The following is a 20,370-nucleotide window of genomic DNA, read 5'->3' as shown; positions in this document are numbered from 1 at the left end:
AACACACCCCACCCTCCCTTTCGCCGCCCCCCTCATACTAGAGCCGCCCGCCAAACGCCCCACCCGCGCGGGGGGGGGGCGGCGCCCCGCGGCCGCCCCCCCCCCGCGGCGGGGGGGCCGGCGGCCGTCGGCCCACGGCCGTCGTGGGCACGGCACGGGCACGACGCACTCCGGTAGCCGGGACGTAGCATCCCGTTAACGGTTGACGCTTCTATGTCAACTGTTCGAGTGGGCCCCGGACGGCGGTTTTAGGATGCAGCATTCACTGCCGTGACCGAGACCGCCCGAGGGCCGCCCATGACCAAAGTCCTGAATCTCGACGCTCCACCCGGGATCACCGCGCTCAAACGCGCCAAGAGAAGGCGCCCAGGACTGCTGGTGGCCAATGCAGTGATTCTACTGCTGGCCGCCATGGCGGTGTCGACGATTCTCACCAATCCCCGCTTCGAATGGGGAACAGTCGGCAAGTACTTCTTTGAGATCCGCATCATCAAAGGAATCGGCGTCAGCCTCGGCATGACGGCCGCGACCATGCTGCTCTCGCTGGTCCTGGGTACCGTGGTCGCGTTGATGAGAATGGGTTCCTCACGACTGATGGCCACAGTCGCGGCCGCCTTCATCTGGGTGTTCCGTTCCATTCCCATGCTGGTGCAGCTGCTTTTCTGGTACAACTTGGCGGCGCTCTTTCCCACCCTGTCGCTCGGGATCCCGTGGGGCCCGCGGTTCGTCACCTTCGACTCGAACTCGCTTCTGGGGCCGCTGACCGCCGCGGTCATCGGGCTGACGCTGCACGAGACCGCGTACATCGCGGAGTTGATCCGCTCGGGGCTACTGGCGGTCCCCGACGGGCAGCGACAGGCGGCCGCCACCCTCGGGCTGACGCCGGGTCAAACCTTCTTCCGCATCACGCTTCCGCAAGCGCTGCGCGTCATCGTGCCGCCGCTGGGAAATGAACTGATATCGCTCCTCAAGGCCACCTCACTGGTCAGCGTGATATCGCTCGCCGATCTCCTCTATTCGGTCCAGCTCATTTACGCGAAGAACTTCCAGACGGTTCCCCTGCTGATCGTGGCGGCCATCTGGTACATGATCATCACCGGCCTCATCACCCTCCTTCAGCAGCGGCTGGAGCGTCGCCTCTCGCGGCACACTCTGATACCGGCCGACCGGGCCGGAAAGGTCAAGGGGAGCGAGCATTCGCTATGAGCGTGAAATCGGAAGAAAGCGCGCAGACGATTGTCTCCCTGCACGGAATCCGCAAGTCTTTCCGGGGCACCGAGGTGCTTCACGGGATTTCCCTGGAGATACACCGAGGCGAGACGGTATGCCTCATCGGCCCGTCCGGGTCGGGCAAGAGCACCCTGCTGCGCTGCATCAACCACCTCGAAGTGCCCGACGACGGCCTGGTGACGGTCGACGGCAGTGTCATCGGCTACCGGCTCAGCGGCGACATCCTGTTCGAGCTGGGCAAACGCGAGCTGGCGGCGCAGCGGGCGAGCATGGGCATGGTGTTCCAGAACTTCAACCTCTTCCCCCACCTGACCGCCCGCGAGAACATCGTCCACGCCCCGCGCCATGTCCTCGGGCTCTCCCCCGCTGAGGCCGACGCCCGGGCCGAGCAGCTCATGGCCCGGGTGGGTCTCGCGCACAAGCTCGACGCCTACCCGGACAAGCTCTCCGGCGGCCAGCAGCAGCGCGTGGCCATCGCCCGTGCCCTGGCGATGCGGCCCAAGGTGATGCTCTTCGACGAGCCGACCTCCGCGCTGGACCCGGAGATGGTCCAGGAGGTGCTGAGTGTCATCAAAGACCTCGCCCGCGAGGGCATGACGCTGGTCATCGTCACCCATGAGATGCGTTTCGCCGCCGACGTCGCCGACCGCGTCGTCTTCATGGACGACGGTCGCGTCGTCGAGGAAGGCCCGCCCGAGCGGCTCCTGAAGGCCCCGGCCCACGACCGCACCCGTACGTTCCTGTCGAAAGTCAGCGCATGAGCAACAGCCCTCGCCCCCTCCCCCGCAAGACCCGCGCCCGCCTCGACCTGTGGCGCTCCTACCGGTCCTACCAGTACCTGGAGGCCGGCCGGGACTTCCGGGCCTTCGACCTCGTGCCCGCCCTCGGACGCGTCGCGGACAGTGGGCCCGTCTGGAGCGAGAGCGTGGAGACGCGTGCCCGGGCCTTCGAGGAAGAACACCTGGTGATCTCCGCCCACGACCATCTGTCGCTGCGCCCCGCGGACCCCTCCGACTTCGCCGCGTACCGCCGCCAGGGCCGGGAGTCGATCCCGTACGAAGGGATCGCGCACTCGGGCGTGGACCTGTTCTTCGACGGCGGGCCCGCCGCCGTCAGCATGATCCGCTCCCACACCTCCTGGGACTGGGACGACGCGGTGAGCGACCTGGCCATGCGCCGGGCCGACATCACCCACCAGCAGCTCGTCGCCGTCGTGACGACCCTGGAGGAGGCACGGCGGGCACGGGCCGAGGACCGGGTCGGCGTGGTGCTGACCCTGGAGTCCGCCAGCCCCATCGGCAACGACCTCGACCGGCTCGACCTCCTCTACGGCCTCGGCGTCAGGCTGCTCGGCCTGGTGTACAGCGAGAGCAACCAGCTCGGCTCCGGCCTCGCCGACACCGGCGACGCGGGGCTGACCGCGCTCGGCCGGCACGCCCTGCGCAGGATGAACGACCTCGGCATCATCGTCGACGTGTCGCACACCGGGGACGCGACGGCTCTGGACGCGGCGCGCCGCTCGTCCGCGCCCGTGGTCATCACCCACGCCGGGTCCCGGGCGCTGTGGCCGACGGCGCGGATGAAGCCGGACGAGGTGATCCGGGCCTGCGCCGACACCGGAGGGTTCATCGGCGTCGAGGCGGCGCCGCACACCACCATCACGGCCCGGCATCCCCGGCACTGCCTGGACTCGGTGATGGAGCACGTGGAGCGCTGCGTGGAGCTGGTGGGCATCGATCACGTGGCCTTCGGGCCCGACACCAACTTCGGCGATCACACGGCCTGGCACCGGACCTTCGCCCCGCTCTTCGGCAAGGACGACAAGGACGCCTCCGCATCCTCCGGACTGCCGACGCACGAGCGGGTCGAATACGTGCACGGCTGCGAGAACCCGGCGGAGGCGGTCGGCAACATGATCCGCTGGCTGTTCGACCACGGCTACTCCGAGGAAGACGTCGCCAAGCTCGCCGGCGGCAATGTGCGGCGCGTGGCCGCCACGGTATGGGGCTCGTGAGCGTCCCCCACACCCGCGCCTCCCCGTCCTCCCCTGTTCCTCCGCTGTTCTCCTCTTCCTGTCGCCCTCAGCCTCCTCGGTCCCCCCCTGCACACTCCTCCCGAACGGACCTCCACCATGCGCAACCGTCCCCGCGCCGCCCTGGGTGCCCTGTCCCTGCCCCTCGCCTTGTCCCTGACCCTGGCCGGCTGCTCGGTCGACGACTCCGCCGGCGCCGACAAGCCCAAGGCCAAGTCGTCGGCCGCCATCCGCCTCGAACCGCTGGACCGCGAGCTGGCCGCCGAGGTGCCCGCGCAGTACAAGAAGAAGACCCTGATCATGGGCGTCAGCGAGTACGCGCCGTACAACACCTTCGGCTCGGACGGGCGCGTGACGGGTCTGGTGCCCGACCTGGCCGCGCAGCTCTCCGCCATGCTGGGGGTGAAGATCAAGGTGGAGAAGACCACCTTCGACGCGATCATTCCCGCTCTGAAGTCCGGCCGCATCCATCTCAGCGCGCCCGCCGGCGACTTCGTCGAGCGTCAGGAGCAGGTGGACTTCGCCGACTTCGCGAAGAGCAGCGTGACGCTGATGGTGAACAAGTCGGCCTCCTTCCAGCCCAAATCCGGGCTGGAGGTCTGCGGGCGCAAGGTCGGCGTCGAGAAGGGCGCGGGCACCCAGAACGTCGTCGCCGCGCTCACCGAGCGGTGCGCCGCGAAGGGCAAGCCGGCCGTCGACGAGCAGGTCTTCCCCGACCTGTCCGGCGCCGCCCTCGCGCTGCAGAGCAAGCGCATCGAGGCGGTGGCCGCGCCGAGTGCGGCCAACACCTCCGCCAGCAGCGGCTCGAACGGCCGCTTCCAGACGCTGGAGCTCAAGGACATCCTCGATCTGCCCGCCTCGACGGCGATCTACGGCATCGAGACCAAGAAGGGCTCCGGACTCGCCCCCGTGATCACCAAGGCGCTGCGGGAGATGTACGAATCGGGCACCTACCCCAAGCTGTTCGGCCTGTGGGGTCTCCCGCTGTCCACGGTGCCGAAGTCCCAGCTCGCCGTGAACGGCTCGAAGCAGTCCCAGACCAAGTGACCGGTTCCATGACACAGACCACCGACACCACCGGCACCACCGACGCCGCCCCCCTGGAGCACCTGGCCGACCGCGGGGTGTGGCGGCGCACCCTCGGCGTCCCCATGCGCGACGGCGTGGTGCTGGCCGCGGACCTGTACTCCCATGCCGTACGACCGGAGCCCCGCCCGGTGATCCTGGAGCGCACCCCGTACGGCCGCCGCCAGATCCGCGGCTCGGACCAGAACCGCCACGACGAGCCGCTGCCGACGCCGGATGAGACCTCCGCGTACTTCGTGCGCGCCGGGTATCACGTCGTGCGGCAGGACTGCCGCGGCCGGGGCGACTCGCAGGGCACTTTTGTGAAGTACCTGGGCGAGGGGCCCGACGGAGCGGACACCATCGAGTGGATCGCGGCCCAGCCCTGGTGCGACGGCCGGGTGGCGATGATGGGGGTCTCCTACTCGGCACACGCCCAGTCGGCGGCCGCGGCCGAGTCCCCCAGTCACCTGGCCGCGATGTTCATGGACTCCGGCGGCTTCGCGAGCGCGTACGAGGCGGGCATGCGGATGGGCGGGGCGTTCGAGCTCAAGCAGGTCACCTGGGCGTTCCGGCACGGCGAGGAGAGCCCCGAGGCCGCCCGCGACCCGCTGGTGCGCAAGGCGTTCGAGGGCACCGACCTGCGGGACTGGTTCACCGTCCTGCCGTGGCGGCCGGGCGTCTCACCGCTGCGCCAGGTCGGCCCGTACGAGGACTATCTGCTCGATCAGTGGCGCAACGACTCCTTCGGGGCGTACTGGCGGCAGCCGGCGATCTACGGGCGCGGCCACTACGACCGCTTCCCTGATGTCCCCACGCTGCACATGTCCAGCTGGTACGACCCGTACGTGCGCTCGACCATCGAGAACTTCACGGCGATGGGCCGTCTGAAGGGCTCCCCCGCGTATCTGGTGATGGGGCCCTGGACACACGGCCACCGTTGCGTCACATACGCCGGCGATGTGGACTTCGGGCCCGCGGCCACGCTCAGCGACAACCTCGACGCCTCGTATCTGTCCTTCCGGCAGCACTGGTTCGACGCGGTGCTCCGGCATGACGGCGATCCGGAGCCCATTCCGCGGGTCCGGTACTTCCTCATGGGCGGCGGGGACGGCCGCCGGGACGAGGCCGGCCGGATGCGGCACGGCGGCCAGTGGCGGACCGACACGCGGTGGCCGCCCTCGGGGGCGCGCGAGACGGCGTTCTACTGCCACACGTCGGGCGAGTTGAGCGAGCGGCCGCCGGCCGAGCCGCAGGCGTGGGTGGAGTACGACTTCGACCCGGCGGATCCGGTGCCGACCCTGGGCGGGCAGGTGACCTCGGGCGAGCCGGTCATGGTCGGGGGCGCCTTCGACCAGGTGCCGGACGCCCGGTTCTACGGGGCGCGGGAGCCGTATCTGCCGCTGAACGCCCGGCCCGATGTGGTCTCGCTGGTCACCCCGCCGCTGGCGGAGCCGCTGGTGGTGGCGGGGCCGGTCACGGCCCGGCTGTTCATCTCCTCGACCGCTGTGGACACCGACTTCACCATGAAGCTGGTCGATGTGTACCCGCCCAACGACGACTATCCGCACGGTTTCGCCATGAACCTGACCGAGGGCATCTTCCGGTGCCGCTTCCACAAGTCGTTCGAGCACCCGGAGCCGCTGGCGCCGGGCGAGATCTACGAGATCGAGATCGCGGCACCGGACACGGCGAATCGCTTCGAGGCAGGGCACCGGCTGCGGGTCGACATCTCCTCCAGCGACTTCCCCCGCTTCGACGTCAACTCGGGCACCGGCGATCCCGAGGCGGTGACCCGCCGCAAGGTGATCGCCACCAACCGGGTCCACATGGACGCCCAGCACCCCTCCACCGTGCTGCTGTGGACCCGGAACAGCCAGGCCGACGACAGCGCCTGAGGGCCCCGGCGAGCGGTCACCGCACGGCGGTCACCGCATGATGGTCGCCAGCACATCCTGCCCCAGCCTGAGCAGGGTGCTGGTGGCCAGTCGGTGGTAGACGTACCTGCCCTCCCGTTCCGATTCGATCAGCCCGGCCTCCCTGAGCTGCCTCAAAGTGCGGGAGACCTGTGTGTCGTCGAGGCCAAGCCGCTTGGCCAGCTCGGAGGTGGTGATCGGCTCCCCCAGCAGATGGCGGCACAGCTCCATCCGGCCCGGAGAGGCCAGCACGGAGAGCCGGGCGTGCAGCTGCCGCAGCGTGAGCTGCTCGGGCGCCCGGACCTCCGGTGCCGCGAACTGCAGCACCACCGGGTAGGACGGCTCGTCCTTGATGGTCAGATGCGGCCACACATGCACCGAGGGCAGCAGGAACAACTGTCTGGGCCCGATCCCGATCTCCGCGATCGCCAGCTTGTCGTAGCGGACGTGTGAGCCGTCCCCCGCGACCACCGCGGTCGGGCTGAGCCCTGCCAGCACCTCGGCCAGACCCTTGCGGGTCACCTCGGTACGGAATCTCACGACGGCCGCCTCCAGCCGGTCGTGCACCGCGCGCCACTCGGCCGCGAAGAACGCTCCCCCGCAGCGGTCCAGGAAGTCGATCAGTCGGGCCCGCACGTCCTCCGGCGAGGCCATCAGGTCGTGCGCCAGTGCCCCGCGCCGGAAGGACCGGCGCTCGCACTGCGTGACATAGCAGCGGGCGGCCTCTTTGTCGTCCAGCAGGAGACGCGCCGGGGGAACGGCCTCGCGGAAGCCGAGAACCCCCTGGGCACACAGATCGACGAACTCATCCAGGGGCAGCTTCTCCAGGTGCCGCAGCTCCCCTTCCAAGGTCTGGTCCAGCGGCAACGCCAGAGGGAACAGCAGCCGGCACCGAAGACGCGCCCACAGCGGCGACAGCGCGCTCATCTCGTTGGCCAGAGAGTCGCCGAAGGTCGTTCCGAGCTGACGGGTCCAGCGATGGGCCTCCGGATGGTGGTCCGGTTCGGCCAGGATGTGCAGCACGGACATCAGCTCGGCCAGCGCGGATCGGCCGACGTGCACGTCGGCCGATCGCGCGTTTCTCAGGTCGAGCGTGATCCCCACGGGGGCAGCCTACATACCCGCTGGCAGCGGCATCGCGGGCGGCCACGGCGGGGCGCGCCGCGGCGACGGACCGGGGCTTGGGCCGGGGTCAGGCGAGCTCGACCCCGGGCCGTCCGTTCTCCACCCGCAGCCGCGCCAGGGTCCGCGCCGCCGACTGAGTCTTGACCACGGTGTCCACGATCCGCACCTGGGCGTCGATACCGCCGCGGTCGATGTCGAAGAGGTGGTATCCCCGGTGGGCGTCGAGGAGCTTCCAGTGCGGGTTGTCGGGCACCAACGGGTCGAACTCGGCATGGAAGGCCGCCTGGTCCTGGTCCCCGTTCGAGGAGATGGACGTGCCCACGAACTCGGCGCCCACCACCGGCGAGGCGGGGTCGGCGAAGTCCCGCTTGAGGTCGCTGACCATCGTCAGGTGGCGGTCCCCGGAGAGCACCACCGGGTTGCGGACGTGGGCGAACTCGGCCATCAGCTCATTGCGTTCCGCCTGGTAGCCGTCCCAGGCGTCGTAGAACCAGAGCTTGCCGGGGCCCGCGAGCCGGTCGGTCTCGGCCATCATGATCTGTGAACCGATCAGGTTCCAGCGGGCGGGCGAGCGGCGCAGCCCGTCCAGCAACCACTGCTTCTGCTCGGCGCCGAGCATCGTCAGCAGCGGGTTCTGCGCGGCCTCCTGCGTGGTGACCTGGTCGCTGCGGTACTGCCGGGTGTCCAGCACCTGCAGCCTGGCCAGGCTGCCGAAGTCCAGGCTGCGGTACATCTTGATGTGCGGGCCATTGGGCACCGCGGTGGCGCGCACCGGCATGTGCTCGTAGTACGCCTGGTAGGCGGCGGTCAGCCGGGCGACGAACGCGTCGTGCGACTGCTTGTCCGGGTCCTGGGGGATCTCGCCCGCCCAGTCGTTGTCCACCTCGTGGTCGTCGAAGGTGACGATCCAGGGCGCCTGGGCGTGCATCCGGGCGAGGTCGGGGTCGGTGTGGTACTGGGCGTAGCGGTTGCGGTACTGGACGAGCGAGAACGGCTCGCCGCTGCCCTCGTGGCGGCGTACGGCGGTGGCGGCGGGCGTGCTCTCGTAGATGTAGTCGCCGATGAACAGCACGGCGTCCGGGTCCTGTTCAGCCATGTCGGCGTACGGCGTGAAGTAGCCGTGCTGCCAGTTCTGGCAGGAGGCCAGGGCCAGCCGCAGCGGGGTGGTGGCGTGCGGCGAGGGGGCGGTGCGGGTGCGGCCGGCCGGGGATATCTGGTCCGCGGCGCGGAAGCGGTACCAGTACTCGCGGTGCGGCCGCAGACCGCGTACGTCCACGTGGACGCTGTGCCCGAGGGCGGGCTGGGCCTGCGCGGTCCCCTGCCTGACGATGCGCCGGAAGCGCGGGTCCTCGGCCACCTGCCAGGCGACGTCGACGGCCCGGTCGGGCATGCCGCCGCCGTTCAGCGGGTCGGGGGCGAGGCGGGTCCACAGCACCACCCCGTCGGGCAGCGGGTCACCCGAGGCCACGCCCAGGGTGAAAACGCCGCTGGGGAGCGCGGGATCCGCGGCGCGCGCGGTGCCCGCGAGGGCCAACTGGCCCACGGTTGCCGCACCGACGGCCGCGGCGCCGGCGGCGGCGAGGAATCGACGTCTGTCGGATGGGCGTCTGTCGGATGGGCCTCTGTCGGATGGCTGTGCTTCGGCCTGTCCAGGCATGGCGGTCCCTCTCGTCCGTCAAGCGATGGGTCATGGCGACCGGACGTGACGTTTTCAGGGCCACCTGGGACGGACCCTTAACGGCAACCGTCCAGAAGATGACGCGTGCATGTTCAGTAGGCGTGCAACGGGCCCGTTATGCAAGCTCTTTGTAATAGAAACTGCAGTCCTGGAGGGTGCCGGCCGGATCCGCGGCGTACCCGGGGACGATGCCATAGCGGGTCCAGCCGGCCGCGCCGTAGAGGTGGTCCGCGACGCTCCCGGTCTCGGTGTCCAGCATCAGGAGGGTGGCCCCGGCCTCGGCGGCGGCCCGTTCCGCGGTGGCGAGGAGCGCGCGGCCCAGGCCCTGGCCACGGGCCTCGCGGTGCACGATGAGCTTCAGGACCTCGGCGCGGTGGCGGCCGTTGGGCTTGCCCTCCAGGGCCAGGCTGACGGTACCCGAGATGCCGTCGGGACCCTGGGCGACCCAGACGGCGAGGCTGCCGTCGGCCACCGCGGGCTGCCGGGCGCGCCACCAGTCAACCGCCGCGCTCTGGTCGAAGGAGACGAGGAAGCCGAGGGAGAAGCCGCCGCGAACGGCGTCGACCAGCAGGTCGGCCAGGCTTTTGACGCTGTCGTGGAACGTGTCGGCGGACAGGCGGGTGATGGTGTGCAAGACGTGCTTCCTTCGCTCGGCGCTGGGCGGACGGGGGCGCGGCGGCCGGGGGCGGACGCTCACGGCTGCCGGGGACGCATGTTCACGGCGTACCTGGGGCGTACGCTCACGGCGGGACGACCACCACGGCGTAGCGCACCGGATCGGGCCCGGGACAGCGGAACCGCGACCGGTCCCACAGCCGGAAGCGCAGACAGTCCCCCGCCCGCAACTCATGCGCCGCGCCGCCCACGGTGACCTCGAGGACCCCGTCCAGTACCCAGATGTGCTGCTCCAGGCCAGGTACGGGCGGGGTGTCGTACGAGATGTCGGCGCCCGGCCGCAGAATCCCCTCGACGAGCTCGCCGCGCAGCCCGGGGTGGGGCGGGGACACCGACCGCCGGGTGAAGCCCGACTTCTCGTCCCGCCACACCGCCTGCCGGTCGGCCCGGACCACCCGGGGCGGCTCCTCCTCCACCTCGGCGAGCAGCCGGGACATGGTCCGCTCGTACGCCGCGCACAACTTGCCCAGCAGCGCCGCGGTCGGGCTGATCTCCGCCCGCTCCAGCCGGGACAGCGTGGAGCGGCTGACGCCCGTACGCCGCGCCAGCTCGTCCAAGGACCAGCCGCGCTCCACCCGCAGTTCGGCGAGGCGAACCGCGAGCCGGGCCTCCAGGGGCTCGGGGCCGGGCGACGCCTCCTCGTCCACCAGTACCTCATCTCTCATAAACGGGAATGTATCCCAGATATGAGAGATCGGGAAGAGGCCCCCGGCTAGTCGCGGGGAAGCAGCGGGCCCAGCGGGCCGAGGTCGATGTTGAGGTCGTCCTGGGTCAGGCCGAAGTGCTCGCGCAGCTCGGCCATGTTCTTCTCCAGGGCCATCAGGGTCAGCCCCAGTTCCTCGATCTGCTCGTCGCTGAGGTCGCCCTGGTCGACCCGGCGCAGCGCCTGACGCTCCATCAGCTGGCGCAGCAGCTCCACGATGGTCAGCACCAGGCCGGCCAGGCTGTGCCGCACCGACTCGGGGTCCACGGTGATGCGCCGCGGGTCGCCGGGACGGCGCTCGTCGTGGAAGCGGTGATCGGGGCGCCGGTCGTGGTGCTCGGGGCGCCGGTCGTCAGGAGTGCGGTCGGTGGTCATCTTCGGCTTCCACTCCGGCTTCCACTCCGGCTTCCACTCGTACGGAAGCGATCAGTGCCCGAAGGGAGATGCGCACGAGATCGATGTCGGCGATGCACAAGGTGATCTCCCCGCTGATCACGACCCCTCCCGCCAGCACCCGGTCGAGCAGGTCCACCAGGGCCACCTCACGCCGTTCGACCGCGCCCGTCACGGCTCCTCCACCTCCGGCCGCGGCAGGGCCGTGAACGAGTACGGCGGCCATGGGCCGCTGAGCTCCAGGCCGACCTCGGGGAAGCGCTCCCCGAGCGCGGTCACGGCGGCCGCGAACGCGTCGGTGCGCTCATCCGGCACCAGATAGGAGTTGTTGAGGACCATCCACCCCTCGTACGCGGCGAGCGCCGCGTCCTGCGGCGGGTGTTCGGCGGTGGCGACCGCCAGCTCGGCCAGGGTCGCGTGAACCTCCTCCGCCCGCTCGGTGGCGCGCAGATGGGCCGTCTCCTGCTCCTGCCGCTGGGTGCGGCGGCGTGCGAGATAGGCGGCGCCGGGCCGCCCGCCGCCCTCGGCCGCGTCCTCGGCGGGGTCCGGGAGGAAGGCCCGGGGATCGACATAGGCCTTTACGCCCCACTCGGTCCGCCCGGCCACCCGCCGCAGCGCTGCCGCGAAGTCCGCTTGCCGCTCCACCAGCATGGCGCGGACCCGTTCGTCGTCGTGGTAGAGCGTCGCGAAGCGCAGCGGGACGACATGGCGCCGGCCTGCGGCGGCGTCGATGACCCGGTGGTGGGCGCGCGCCGCCCGCTCCAGCCAGCGCAGATCCTCCAAGTGCTCGCGCAGCGCCCGCTCGTCGAAGTCGCTCCGCGGTACGGAACCGACCACGGCCGCCAGTCCCCCGCCCTCGACCACGCGCACCGGCTCGTCCGCCACGCCGGTGAGGCCCGCGGGCACACCGGCGTCGGCCACGTCGGCGGATGTCACCGCGTACAGCCACGTGGCCTCGGGCCCGGTCACCCTTGCCCCTCTCCTTCACTGCCTTCTTGCTGTTCTCGCCGCTGGTCCCGGCGCTCGCCGCGGCTGCTCTCCAACTCGCCGATCCGCCGCCGCAGCTGTTCGTTCTCCTCCAGGACGTCCCGGGCGCCGGAGGAGAGCGTGGGGTCGTGCTCCCACCAGTCGATGCCCATCTCACGGGCCCGGTCGACGGAGGCCACCAGCAGCCGGATCTTGATCGTGAGCAGTTCGATGTCCAGCAGATTGATCCGGATGTCCCCCGCGATCACGATCCCTTTGTCGAGTACGCGCTCAAGGATGTCGGCCAGGTTCGCGGGTTCGTGGCGGGCGGGCTCGCGGGTGGCGCCCACGCGCCGACTCGGTACGAACCCGCGGTCCTGGCCGAAGTTCTCGCTCATCAGCCCTCCTCCGGCAGGCCCCGGGAGTAGCGCTTGCCGCGCCGGTAGGAGACGAGTTCGCCGTGGTCGTCCACCGTGACCCGGTAGAGGGCGAGGAGGTCCGCGGTGTCCGGCACCCGGTGGATCTCCACCACCTCGACGCCGACGGTCCAGCCCTCCTCGCCACGCTCCAGCGAGACCACGCCCTCGGGCTCCTCCCCGGTCAGCTCCCACACCTGACGTACGGCGCTCACCGCGGCCCCGCGGGCGTCCATGGGCCGCCGCCGGGGGCGGTCTTGCCCACGGTCCTCGCGGCGGGCCCGGTCCCGGTCCCGCTCGTCGTACCCGCGGCCCCGCTCGTCGCCGCGGTCGTCCCGTTCCGCACGGGACACGGCTCACACCTCCAGGCCCCCGGCCGACTGCGGGCCCTGCATCAGCCGGTCGACCAGTTCGCTCTCCAGCTCCGTCGCCTCCTCGTCGGACAGTTCGCCGGACTCGCGGGCCTCCGCGACCTCCTCCAGGCGCTGGTGGATCACCGTGGGGTCGTACAGCTCCCGCAGCGCCTCCTGGCGCAGTTGCTCGGCGATCCACGCCACACCGCGCACCGGTGCGAGCGGAAGGGTCAGCAATCCGGTGATCAGGCCCATGGCTAGCCGCCTTCGTCCCCTTGGCGCAGCACGTCGGCCACGAAGTCGTACGGGGCCAGCGGCCCCAGCAGCCGCAGCCGGACCCGGCCGTGCCACTGCCGGGCCAACTCCTCCGCGGCCTGCTCGAACGCCTCGCGCCTCTTGTCCTCGATCAGGAAGGCGGCGTTCACGACCCCTTCGGCGGACGCCGGCTCCGAGGTCGCCACCGCGAGCGCGAACGGCGCCAGCCGGTGCTCGATCTCCCGGGCGTCCGCCTCCCGCTTGGCGCCGACGGCCTCCACGACCAGTTGTCCCAGCTGAATGCGCAGGTCGTATCCGGCGGCCTCCGGCAGCCCTTCCAGCTCCTCGCGCAGCCGCCTGGCCTCGACGTGTTCCTCCAGCACCTCGCGCAACACCTCGTCCTGGACATAGCGCGCCCTGAGGGTGAACTGCACGCTGCCCCGGAGCCGGTCGAGGGCCCAGCCGAAATCGTCCTGGCCCTCGGTCAGCAGTTCATCGGCCACCGCCCGCGAATCCCGCACCACCGTGCCGAACCGCAACGGCAGTACGGGCATGCCCGAGGCGGCCAGCGTGTCCAGCACCGCGGCGTGGGCGCGCAGATCGTCGGGGGTGCCGAGCGGCTTGCTCGTGGGCACCTCGCTCACCACCGCGGCCAGCCCGCCGTGCCTGATGAAAGTGATCGGGGCCTCTTGGTCTTTGACGGTGCCGACGGCGGGCAGGTCCTTGACCGCCTGGTCGGCCCGTTCACCCTGTGCGCCCTTCTCGTCGGGGACCACCCCGTACACGTAGCAGGCGTGTCCGTCCTCGGCCGTCACCGCTCGCGCTCCCTGTCACTCGGCCGGCTCGTCCTGCGCCGGGGCCTGTCCTCGGCGTCGCGTCGGCGCGGCGCCTCTTCTCTCTCCTCTTCGCCTTCCTCGTCGTCGGCGGGATGCAGGAGATCGCTGACCTTCTCCGTGACGCCCTCGAGCGCGCCCTTGGTCTTCTGGCGTGCGCCGCCCTCGCGCAACTCGTCCATCAGGCCCGGAAGGCCGCGGGTCTCGGTCCCGCTGCGGGCGATGTCGAGCCGGCTCGTCGCCTCGGCGAACTTGAGATACGTATCGACGCTGGCGACGACGATGCGGGCGTCCACCGTCAGCAGCTCGATGCCGACCAGCGACACCCGGACGTAGACGTCGATGACCAGTCCCTTGTCCAGGATCACGCCGACCACGTCGGCCAGACCGCTGGCGGAGGGCCGGTCCAGATAGCCGCCCTGCTGCTTTGCTACGGTCACCACGCTCACCCGTTCCGGGGCAGGGGTTCGTCAGCGGCGCGAGCGCCGCTGGGGCTCCTCGTCCTCATCCTCCTCCCCGTACTCGCCTTCCTCGTCCGCCTCTTCGACGTACTCGTCCTCGCCGCCGCGGGCGCCGCGTTCCTCGTCGTACTCGTCGCCTTCGTCGTACTGGTCCTCTTCCTCGTACTCGTCCCTGGGCTCCTCTTCCTCGCGCTTCTCGTCCTTCGCGGGGACGACCTCGCCGTCGTGGATCTCACCGCGCCAGCCCTGGACCTCGTCGGGGTGGAGGAGAACCTCGGACATGACATGGCGGCGGTAGTGCTTGAGCTCCAGCCGCGCGCGGCGGCCCTGGGCCCGCCAGAGGTTGCCGGTGTGCTCGAAGAAGCCCTGCGGGTGGTACTGGAGGACCAGCAGGATCCGGGTGAGGGCGGGGGCGACCTCATGGAAGGTGACCGCGCCGTCCACATGGCCCTTCTGGCCCCGGGACCGCCATACGATGTGCTGGTCGGGCACCTGGTCGATGATCTCGGCGTGCCACTCGCGGTGCGAGAGGAAGATCTGGGCCTTCCAGTCGACCTCCTCGTCGCTCGTCTGCTCGACGTCCTCCACCTTCTTCATGAAGCCGGGGAAGTCCTCGAACCGCGTCCACTGGTCGTAGGCGACCGAGACGGGGACGCCGACGTCGATCTGCTCGACGATATTGGTGACCTTGAGCTTCTTGCCCTTGCCGCCGTCGCCTCCACCGCCGAGGAGCGGCACGGCGTCCTTGACCTTGTCCTCGGCCTTCTCCAAGACCTGCTGCGCACCCATCTTGAGCAGCGGCTTCACCGGCGACTTGAGCCCGACGCCGCCGCCCTCCCCGAGGTGGGTGACCGTGCTCAGCGCCCGCTCGCCGAGCGCGGTGAGCAGGTTCTGTGTCTCCTTCATCAGCCGCTCGGTGGGCAGTTCCTCGGTCAGCGTGGAGAGGGCGCCCAAATGCCGCTGCCCGTCGGCTCGTTCAGCCATGGACTCTCACCCTCGGCTTCGCCGCTCGGACCCTCCAGCACCGACCTTCTTCCTGGGCCGCTCCGGACGATCGGCCGTCCTTTTGCGCCTGGCCTCACCGGTTTCCCTGGTCCCCGTGTCCTCGTCCGTTTCCTTGGCTTCCCCGGCCCCCTTAGCCTCTTCGGCCCCCTTAGCCTCTTCGGCCTTGGATTCCTTGGCCTCCTTGGTTCCCTTGTGGCCGTCGCCGGAGCGCAGCGCCTCAGCGCGGTGCTCCAGCCGGTCACTCAGCGCGTCGATGCGGTGGCTGGCCGCCGACATGGCCGCCGAGCGCCCCGCGGCCACCAGTTGGTCGCGGACCTCGTGGCCGAGTTTGCCGAGCTCGGAGGGGGTCCCTTGCACCGGACCCGGCACGCCCCGGCCCGACACGAGCCGCTTGCCGGCGGTCAGGCCGGCGAGGGCGAGCGCCGATCGCATCCGGTGGCCGCGCCCGAGCAGATAGCCGCTGGTGAAGGCGAGCGCCACCTGGCCGTTGTTCGTCATCCGCTCATACCTCCCCTGTCGGGTGAGCGCATTATGTGGATATATGACCCAGTATGAGGCATTCGGCCTATCGGTTCGCGGCGCGGGGGCGCTCCGGAGCGAGGGAGTTATTGAACCTTCACCCAATCAAGCGTGCGTTCGACGGCCCGTTTCCACCCCGCGTAGCCCTCTTCCCGCCGCTCCCGGCTCCACTGGGGCTCCCACCGCCTGGACTCCTGCCAATGCGAGCGCAGCTCATCGGTGTCGCGCCAGAACCCGGTGGCCAGGCCCGCGGCGTAGGCGGCGCCCAGCGCGGTGGTCTCGGCGATTCGGGGGCGGCTGACCGGGACGCCGAGGACATCGGCCTGGATCTGCATGCACAGGTCGTTCGCGGTGACCCCGCCGTCCACCTTGAGCACGTCGAGGTGGACACCGGAATCCTGGTCCATGGCCTCCACCACGTCCCGGCTCTGATAGCAGATGGCCTCCAGCGTGGCCCGCGCCAGATGGCCGCCGCTGTGGTAGCGGGACAGGCCGACGATCGCGCCGCGCGCGTCGGAGCGCCAGTACGGGGCGAACAACCCGGAGAAGGCCGGGACGAAGTAGATCCCGCCGCTGTCCTCGACCGTGCGGGCCAGCCGCTCGCTCGCGGCCGCGTCGTCGATGACCTTCAGCTGGTCGCGCAGCCACTGCACGGCCGAGCCGGTCACCGCGATGGAGCCCTCCAGGGCGTAGACGGTGGGGCCGTCGCCGAACCGGTACGCCACGGTGGTGAGCAGCCCGTTGTGGGAACGGACGAGTTCGGTGCCCGTGTTGAGCAGCAGGAAGTTACCGGTGCCGTAGGTGTTCTTCGCCTCGCCGGGCGCGAAGCAGACCTGGCCCACGGTGGCCGCCTGCTGGTCACCGAGCACACCGGTGACGGGGATGGCGGTGCTCAGCGGGCGGGTGGTGCGGGTGTGGCCGAACGCCTCGGGGTGGGCCGAGGGGTTGATCGTCGGCAGCATCGCCCGCGGCACGCCGAAGATCTCCAGCAGCTCGTCGTCCCAGTCCAGGGTCTCCAGGTTCATCAGCATGGTGCGGCTGGCGTTGGTCACATCGGTGGCGTGGACGCCGCCGCCGGGGCCGCCGGTGAGGTTCCACAGCACCCAGCTGTCGGTGTTCCCGAAGAGGGCGTGGCCGCGCTCGGCGGCCTCGCGGACACCGTCGACGTTCTCCAGGATCCATTGGATCTTCGCGCCGGAGAAATAAGTGGCCGGCGGCAGACCGGCCTTGCGGCGGATGACCTCGCCGCGGCCGTCGCGCTCCAGGGCGGCGGCGATGGTGTCGGTGCGGGTGTCCTGCCAGACGATGGCGTTGTAGTACGGCATCCCGTTGCGCGGATCCCAGACGACGGTGGTCTCCCGCTGATTGGTGATGCCGATCGCGGCCAGGTCGGTGGGGGACAATTCGCCGGCCCGGATCGCGTTCTGCATGACCGAGTTGGTGCGCTCCCAGATCTCCACCGGGTCGTGTTCGACCCAGCCGGAGCGCGGCAGGATCTGGCGGTGTTCCAGCTGGTACTTCGCCACTTCTGCGCCGTCGTGGTCGAAGATCATAAAACGGGTGCTGGTGGTTCCCTGGTCCACCGCACCGACGAATTCCGGCATCCTGCCGCCTCTCGTGAATCGTGGTTCGGCTCAGGTCTCGGGGGACGGGGTCTGCCCCGCCTCCTGCGGCCCGGGCCCCGGCACCGGGAGGAAGAGGCTGACCAGGATCCGGTAGAGGGCCGCGCCGACCAGGCCGCCGACAAGAGGGCCGACGATGGGCACCCAGAAGTAGAAGTTTCCGTACTGATCCCGCCAGGCGGTGTCATAGCCGGTGATGAAGCTGGCGAGGCGGGGGCCGAAGTCACGGGCCGGGTTGATGGCGTAACCCGCGTCGGTGCCCCAGGCCATGCCGATGGCGACCACGATGAGCCCGATGACGACTGCGGCGAGGTTGGCGCCCGGGGGCGTGTTCAGCAGGTCGGTGACCGCGAAGACCAGCAGCATCAGGATCGCGGTGCCGATGACCTGGTCGCGCAGCGCACCCCACTCGCTGACCGGAAGCACACCGTTGCCGGGCAGGGTGGAGAAAACGAACTGGGTCTTGAGGGTGTGCCCCGGATCGGCCTTGGCCAGCACCTCGGTGTAGTTCCAGCGCACCAGCAGGGCCGCCACGAACGCCCCGGCGGTCTGCGCGATCGCGTACGGCACGACCTTGTTCCACGGGAAGCCCTTGAACGCCGCCAGGGAGAGGGTGACGGCGGGATTGAGGTGGCCGCCGCTGAGCCGGGCCGCGACATACACCCCGAACGTCACGCCGAGCCCCCAGGCCCAGGCGATGCTGTCGTGTTCGCCGAGCCCGCCCGCGACGACCTGTGCGACAACGCCGCAGCCGAAGAGGATGAGGACCATGGTGCCGACGAACTCCGCGGACAGCTCGCCGATCAGCCCCGTCCTGTGCGCATCTCGCTTCTGCTCGCTCATGGGGCCACCCGTCTCCGGCGCTATGACGACCATCGTGGACAGGCCGGGCCCCGTCGGCTCGCGCAGCTGGGCCGATCGGGGCAACATCACGGCGCTCAGGGCTGTACGGGGAGGTGGGCGGCCCTGTACTACGGTCGTGGCCGCCTCTGCGGCCGATCGCTTTCACCGGAGCCGAACACTTTCGTGAGACAGGATCAGGAACGCGGATGCCGACAAGCGCAGCCCCCACGAACTGGGCCGGCAACATCACCTTCGGCGCGGCGCGGGTGCACCACCCGGCCTCGGTCGCCGAGCTGCGACGGATCGTCGGCTCCGCCGAACGCGTCCGCGCGCTCGGCACCGGCCACTCCTTCAATCGCATAGCCGACACCAGCGGCGATCTGATCCGACTCGACCGGCTGCCGCACCGGGTCGAGATCGACCCCGACGGCTCGCGGGTGACCGTCGCCGCGGGCATGCGGTACGCGCAGGTCGCCGAGGCCCTGCAGTCGGCCGGGTACGCGCTGGCCAACCTCGCCTCGCTGCCGCACATCACGGTCGCGGGGGCCTGCGCGACCGGCACCCACGGCTCGGGCAACACACAGCGGAGCCTCGCGGCGGCGGTGGCGGGTCTGGAGATCGTCGGCCCGGAGGGGGACCTGACGCGGCTGAGCCGGGAGGCGGACGGGGACCGGCTAGCCGGGGCGGTGGTCTCGCTGGGCGGCCTTGGCATCGTCACCGGCGTCACCCTGGACATCGAGCCGACGTACGAGGTGGCGCAGTGGGTCTACGACGGGCTGCCCCTGGACCGGCTGGCCGACCGGTTCGACGAGGTGTCCGGCGCCGCGTACAGCGTGAGCGTGTTCACCGACTGGCACTCCGGGGACGGGGTGATGTGGCTCAAGTGCCGCGCCGACCGGCCCGGTCCGCCCCGGCCGGACCAGCCCTGGCTGGGCGCCCGCCCGGCCGACGGCCCGCGCCACCCCGTGCCCGGTATGCCGCCCGCACACTGCACCCGACAGGCGGGCGTGCCCGGGCCGTGGCATGAGCGGCTGCCGCACTTCCGGCCGGACTTCACGCCCAGCAGTGGCGAGGAGCTGCAGTCGGAGCTCATCCTCCCGCGCGGCGCGGCGCCCGAGGCCTTCGCGGCGCTGCGCCGGCTGGGCTCCCGGATCGCACCGGTGGTGCTGGTGTCCGAGGTCCGTACGATCGCCGCCGACGACCTGTGGCTGAGCCCGGCGTACGGCCGTGACAGCGTCGCCCTCCACTTCACCTGGGCGCCGGACCGCGCCGCGGTGCTGGAGGTCGTCGCCGCGATGGAGGAAGAGCTGCTGCCGCTGGGGGCGCGCCCGCACTGGGGCAAGCTGACCGCGGCCGCGCCCGGGGATGTGGTGGCGGGCTATGAACGGGCCGCGGACTTCGGGCGGTTGCTGCGCGAGTACGACCCGGCGGGGAAGTTCCGCAATCCGTACCTGGACCGGCTGTTCCCGGTGAGCTGACAGCCGGAAGAGGCCGAAAAAAGGGGGGCCGAAGGTCCCTCATCCGGCCCCCGGGCAGCCCATATGGCCCGGGGTCCCGCCGCGCGAGGCTGGTCGTACAGGGCGGAGAAGGAGCCCGCGATGAAGCACCGCAAGATCGGCAATGTGATGACCGACGAGGTCGTACGGGTCGGCTCCGGTGCCTCGCCCCACGAGGTCACGGAACTGCTCGCGCGGCATCGCATCGGCGGGCTGCCCGTGGTGGACGAGGACGAGAAGGTCGTCGGTGTGGTCTCGGGGGCCGATCTACGAGCAGGGTCCGGCGCCCGCACCGCCGGGCAGCTGATGTCGCGGCCCGCGATCACCGTGCGCCCGCAGGACAGCGTGGTCGACGCCGCGCGGACCATGGCGCGGCACGGTGTGGAGCGGCTGCCGGTGATCGACGAGGAGGACCGGCTGGTCGGCATCGTCACCCGGCGCGATCTGCTGGGGGTCTTCCTCCGCCCGGACCACGAGATCCGCGCCGAGGTGATCGACGAGGTGCTGGTCCGCTCCCTGTGGCTGCTGCCGCACACGGTCGACGTCACGGTGACCGACGGGGTGGTTCGGCTGGAGGGGCAGTTGGAGCGGCACAGCGAGGTGCCCATCGCGGTGCGGATGACCGGCCAGGTGGACGGGGTGGTGGCCGTCGTCGACCGCCTCACCTACCGCGTCGACGACGCGGCACCGCTCAGCGGCGCACCCGCGGCGGACCAGGGCCAGGCGGCGGACCGGGGGCGGGGGCGGAACGGCGGGCCGGGCTCGAGCAGGTGAAGGAGGTCCG

23 protein-coding genes are annotated in these 20,370 nt (G+C 70.7%); 7 read left to right on the top strand and 16 right to left on the bottom strand.

Going from position 1 to position 20,370, the window contains the following annotated elements; genetic code table 11:
* Nucleotides 1-270: 270 nt before the first annotated feature.
* From ACH4U7_RS35055 to ACH4U7_RS35035, 5 genes are all read left to right on the top strand, one after another.
* Nucleotides 271-1,206, top strand: coding sequence for an amino acid ABC transporter permease (locus ACH4U7_RS35055; RefSeq protein ID WP_398531814.1), 936 nt, complete (start codon nucleotides 271-273; stop codon nucleotides 1,204-1,206).
* Nucleotides 1,203-1,991 (top strand): amino acid ABC transporter ATP-binding protein, encoded by a 789-nt coding sequence (locus ACH4U7_RS35050; protein WP_398531813.1) that lies wholly within the window; start codon nucleotides 1,203-1,205, stop codon nucleotides 1,989-1,991. The genes ACH4U7_RS35055 and ACH4U7_RS35050 overlap by 4 nt, the downstream gene beginning before the upstream one ends.
* On the top strand, nucleotides 1,988-3,244 hold the full coding sequence (locus tag ACH4U7_RS35045) for a dipeptidase (protein WP_398531812.1): 1,257 nt from the start codon (nucleotides 1,988-1,990) through the stop codon (nucleotides 3,242-3,244). Before ACH4U7_RS35050 ends, ACH4U7_RS35045 begins: the two co-directional genes overlap by 4 nt.
* A gap of 117 nt (nucleotides 3,245-3,361) precedes the next feature.
* Nucleotides 3,362-4,309, top strand: coding sequence for a transporter substrate-binding domain-containing protein (locus ACH4U7_RS35040; protein WP_398531811.1), 948 nt, complete (start codon nucleotides 3,362-3,364; stop codon nucleotides 4,307-4,309).
* Nucleotides 4,310-4,317: 8 nt separating this feature from the next.
* Nucleotides 4,318-6,225: a CocE/NonD family hydrolase gene (locus ACH4U7_RS35035; RefSeq protein ID WP_398531810.1), complete on the top strand. Its 1,908-nt coding sequence runs from the start codon at nucleotides 4,318-4,320 to the stop codon at nucleotides 6,223-6,225.
* Nucleotides 6,226-6,255: 30 nt separating this feature from the next.
* On the opposite strand, the gene ACH4U7_RS35030 is transcribed toward ACH4U7_RS35035, so the two are convergent.
* From ACH4U7_RS35030 to ACH4U7_RS34955, 16 genes are all read right to left on the bottom strand, one after another.
* Complete coding sequence (locus tag ACH4U7_RS35030; protein ID WP_398531809.1) at nucleotides 6,256-7,347, bottom strand: DUF5937 family protein; 1,092 nt, start codon at nucleotides 7,345-7,347, stop codon at nucleotides 6,256-6,258.
* An 88-nt stretch (nucleotides 7,348-7,435) separates the two neighbouring features.
* Nucleotides 7,436-9,025 carry an alkaline phosphatase D family protein gene (locus ACH4U7_RS35025; RefSeq protein ID WP_398531808.1) on the bottom strand — a complete coding sequence of 530 codons (1,590 nt, stop codon included), beginning with the start codon at nucleotides 9,023-9,025 and terminating at the stop codon, nucleotides 7,436-7,438.
* A gap of 136 nt (nucleotides 9,026-9,161) precedes the next feature.
* Nucleotides 9,162-9,680, bottom strand: coding sequence for a GNAT family N-acetyltransferase (locus ACH4U7_RS35020; protein ID WP_398531807.1), 519 nt, complete (start codon nucleotides 9,678-9,680; stop codon nucleotides 9,162-9,164).
* 106 nt (nucleotides 9,681-9,786) lie between these two features.
* Entirely contained in the window at nucleotides 9,787-10,386 is a 600-nt protein-coding gene (locus ACH4U7_RS35015) for a helix-turn-helix domain-containing protein (RefSeq protein ID WP_398531806.1), read from the bottom strand.
* 47 nt (nucleotides 10,387-10,433) lie between these two features.
* Nucleotides 10,434-10,799: a gas vesicle protein K gene (locus ACH4U7_RS35010; protein WP_398531805.1), complete on the bottom strand. Its 366-nt coding sequence runs from the start codon at nucleotides 10,797-10,799 to the stop codon at nucleotides 10,434-10,436.
* A complete protein-coding gene (locus ACH4U7_RS35005; RefSeq protein ID WP_398531804.1) occupies nucleotides 10,777-10,992 on the bottom strand; it encodes a gas vesicle protein in 216 nt (71 codons plus the stop codon). The genes ACH4U7_RS35010 and ACH4U7_RS35005 overlap by 23 nt, the downstream gene beginning before the upstream one ends.
* A complete protein-coding gene (locus ACH4U7_RS35000) occupies nucleotides 10,989-11,786 on the bottom strand; it encodes a GvpL/GvpF family gas vesicle protein (protein ID WP_398531803.1) in 798 nt (265 codons plus the stop codon). The genes ACH4U7_RS35005 and ACH4U7_RS35000 overlap by 4 nt, the downstream gene beginning before the upstream one ends.
* Nucleotides 11,783-12,181 carry a gas vesicle protein gene (locus tag ACH4U7_RS34995; RefSeq protein ID WP_398531802.1) on the bottom strand — a complete coding sequence of 133 codons (399 nt, stop codon included), beginning with the start codon at nucleotides 12,179-12,181 and terminating at the stop codon, nucleotides 11,783-11,785. The genes ACH4U7_RS35000 and ACH4U7_RS34995 overlap by 4 nt, the downstream gene beginning before the upstream one ends.
* On the bottom strand, nucleotides 12,181-12,552 hold the full coding sequence (locus tag ACH4U7_RS34990) for a gas vesicle protein (RefSeq protein ID WP_398531801.1): 372 nt from the start codon (nucleotides 12,550-12,552) through the stop codon (nucleotides 12,181-12,183). Before ACH4U7_RS34990 ends, ACH4U7_RS34995 begins: the two co-directional genes overlap by 1 nt.
* Nucleotides 12,553-12,555: 3 nt before the next feature.
* Nucleotides 12,556-12,807: a gas vesicle protein GvpG gene (locus ACH4U7_RS34985; protein ID WP_398531800.1), complete on the bottom strand. Its 252-nt coding sequence runs from the start codon at nucleotides 12,805-12,807 to the stop codon at nucleotides 12,556-12,558.
* A gap of 2 nt (nucleotides 12,808-12,809) precedes the next feature.
* Complete coding sequence (locus ACH4U7_RS34980; protein ID WP_398531799.1) at nucleotides 12,810-13,622, bottom strand: GvpL/GvpF family gas vesicle protein; 813 nt, start codon at nucleotides 13,620-13,622, stop codon at nucleotides 12,810-12,812.
* Nucleotides 13,619-14,080: a gas vesicle protein GvpJ gene (gene gvpJ, locus ACH4U7_RS34975; RefSeq protein ID WP_398531798.1), complete on the bottom strand. Its 462-nt coding sequence runs from the start codon at nucleotides 14,078-14,080 to the stop codon at nucleotides 13,619-13,621. The genes ACH4U7_RS34980 and gvpJ overlap by 4 nt, the downstream gene beginning before the upstream one ends.
* A 30-nt stretch (nucleotides 14,081-14,110) precedes the next feature.
* Nucleotides 14,111-15,085, bottom strand: coding sequence for an SRPBCC family protein (locus tag ACH4U7_RS34970; RefSeq protein ID WP_398531797.1), 975 nt, complete (start codon nucleotides 15,083-15,085; stop codon nucleotides 14,111-14,113).
* Between the two features lie 6 nt (nucleotides 15,086-15,091).
* Nucleotides 15,092-15,604: a hypothetical protein gene (locus ACH4U7_RS34965; RefSeq protein WP_398531796.1), complete on the bottom strand. Its 513-nt coding sequence runs from the start codon at nucleotides 15,602-15,604 to the stop codon at nucleotides 15,092-15,094.
* Nucleotides 15,605-15,711: 107 nt separating this feature from the next.
* On the bottom strand, nucleotides 15,712-17,229 hold the full coding sequence (gene glpK, locus ACH4U7_RS34960) for a glycerol kinase GlpK (protein WP_398531795.1): 1,518 nt from the start codon (nucleotides 17,227-17,229) through the stop codon (nucleotides 15,712-15,714).
* Nucleotides 17,230-17,259: 30 nt separating this feature from the next.
* Nucleotides 17,260-18,090: an MIP/aquaporin family protein gene (locus ACH4U7_RS34955; RefSeq protein ID WP_398531915.1), complete on the bottom strand. Its 831-nt coding sequence runs from the start codon at nucleotides 18,088-18,090 to the stop codon at nucleotides 17,260-17,262.
* 206 nt (nucleotides 18,091-18,296) lie between these two features.
* On the opposite strand from ACH4U7_RS34955, the gene ACH4U7_RS34950 reads away from it, so the two are divergent.
* Nucleotides 18,297-19,568 carry an FAD-binding protein gene (locus ACH4U7_RS34950; RefSeq protein WP_398531794.1) on the top strand — a complete coding sequence of 424 codons (1,272 nt, stop codon included), beginning with the start codon at nucleotides 18,297-18,299 and terminating at the stop codon, nucleotides 19,566-19,568.
* A gap of 120 nt (nucleotides 19,569-19,688) precedes the next feature.
* Entirely contained in the window at nucleotides 19,689-20,360 is a 672-nt protein-coding gene (locus ACH4U7_RS34945) for a CBS domain-containing protein (RefSeq protein WP_398531793.1), read from the top strand.
* The last annotated feature ends 10 nt before the right edge of the window (nucleotides 20,361-20,370 follow it).

Origin of the sequence: Streptomyces sp. NPDC020845 (genome assembly GCF_044334165.1) — a bacterium.
GTDB lineage: Bacteria > Actinomycetota > Actinomycetes > Streptomycetales > Streptomycetaceae > Streptomyces.
This window is presented reverse-complemented; position numbering and strand designations above follow the sequence as displayed.

Bases quoted from the DNA above. Each gene is read 5' to 3' on its own strand.
- ACH4U7_RS34970 (WP_398531797.1), bottom strand. From the start codon at position 15,085: ATGGCTGAACGAGCCGACGGGCAGCGGCATTTGGGCGCCCTCTCCACG.
- ACH4U7_RS34985 (WP_398531800.1), bottom strand. From the start codon at position 12,807: ATGGGCCTGATCACCGGATTGCTGACCCTTCCGCTCGCACCGGTGCGC.
- ACH4U7_RS35040 (WP_398531811.1), top strand. From the start codon at position 3,362: ATGCGCAACCGTCCCCGCGCCGCCCTGGGTGCCCTGTCCCTGCCCCTC.
- ACH4U7_RS35010 (WP_398531805.1), bottom strand. From the start codon at position 10,799: ATGACCACCGACCGCACTCCTGACGACCGGCGCCCCGAGCACCACGAC.
- ACH4U7_RS35050 (WP_398531813.1), top strand. From the start codon at position 1,203: ATGAGCGTGAAATCGGAAGAAAGCGCGCAGACGATTGTCTCCCTGCAC.
- ACH4U7_RS34965 (WP_398531796.1), bottom strand. From the start codon at position 15,604: ATGACGAACAACGGCCAGGTGGCGCTCGCCTTCACCAGCGGCTATCTG.
- ACH4U7_RS35025 (WP_398531808.1), bottom strand. From the start codon at position 9,025: ATGCCTGGACAGGCCGAAGCACAGCCATCCGACAGAGGCCCATCCGAC.
- ACH4U7_RS35035 (WP_398531810.1), top strand. From the start codon at position 4,318: ATGACACAGACCACCGACACCACCGGCACCACCGACGCCGCCCCCCTG.
- ACH4U7_RS35045 (WP_398531812.1), top strand. From the start codon at position 1,988: ATGAGCAACAGCCCTCGCCCCCTCCCCCGCAAGACCCGCGCCCGCCTC.
- ACH4U7_RS34955 (WP_398531915.1), bottom strand. From the start codon at position 18,090: ATGAGCGAGCAGAAGCGAGATGCGCACAGGACGGGGCTGATCGGCGAG.
- ACH4U7_RS34945 (WP_398531793.1), top strand. From the start codon at position 19,689: ATGAAGCACCGCAAGATCGGCAATGTGATGACCGACGAGGTCGTACGG.
- ACH4U7_RS34950 (WP_398531794.1), top strand. From the start codon at position 18,297: ATGCCGACAAGCGCAGCCCCCACGAACTGGGCCGGCAACATCACCTTC.
- glpK (WP_398531795.1), bottom strand. From the start codon at position 17,229: ATGCCGGAATTCGTCGGTGCGGTGGACCAGGGAACCACCAGCACCCGT.
- ACH4U7_RS34995 (WP_398531802.1), bottom strand. From the start codon at position 12,181: ATGAGCGAGAACTTCGGCCAGGACCGCGGGTTCGTACCGAGTCGGCGC.
- ACH4U7_RS35015 (WP_398531806.1), bottom strand. From the start codon at position 10,386: ATGAGAGATGAGGTACTGGTGGACGAGGAGGCGTCGCCCGGCCCCGAG.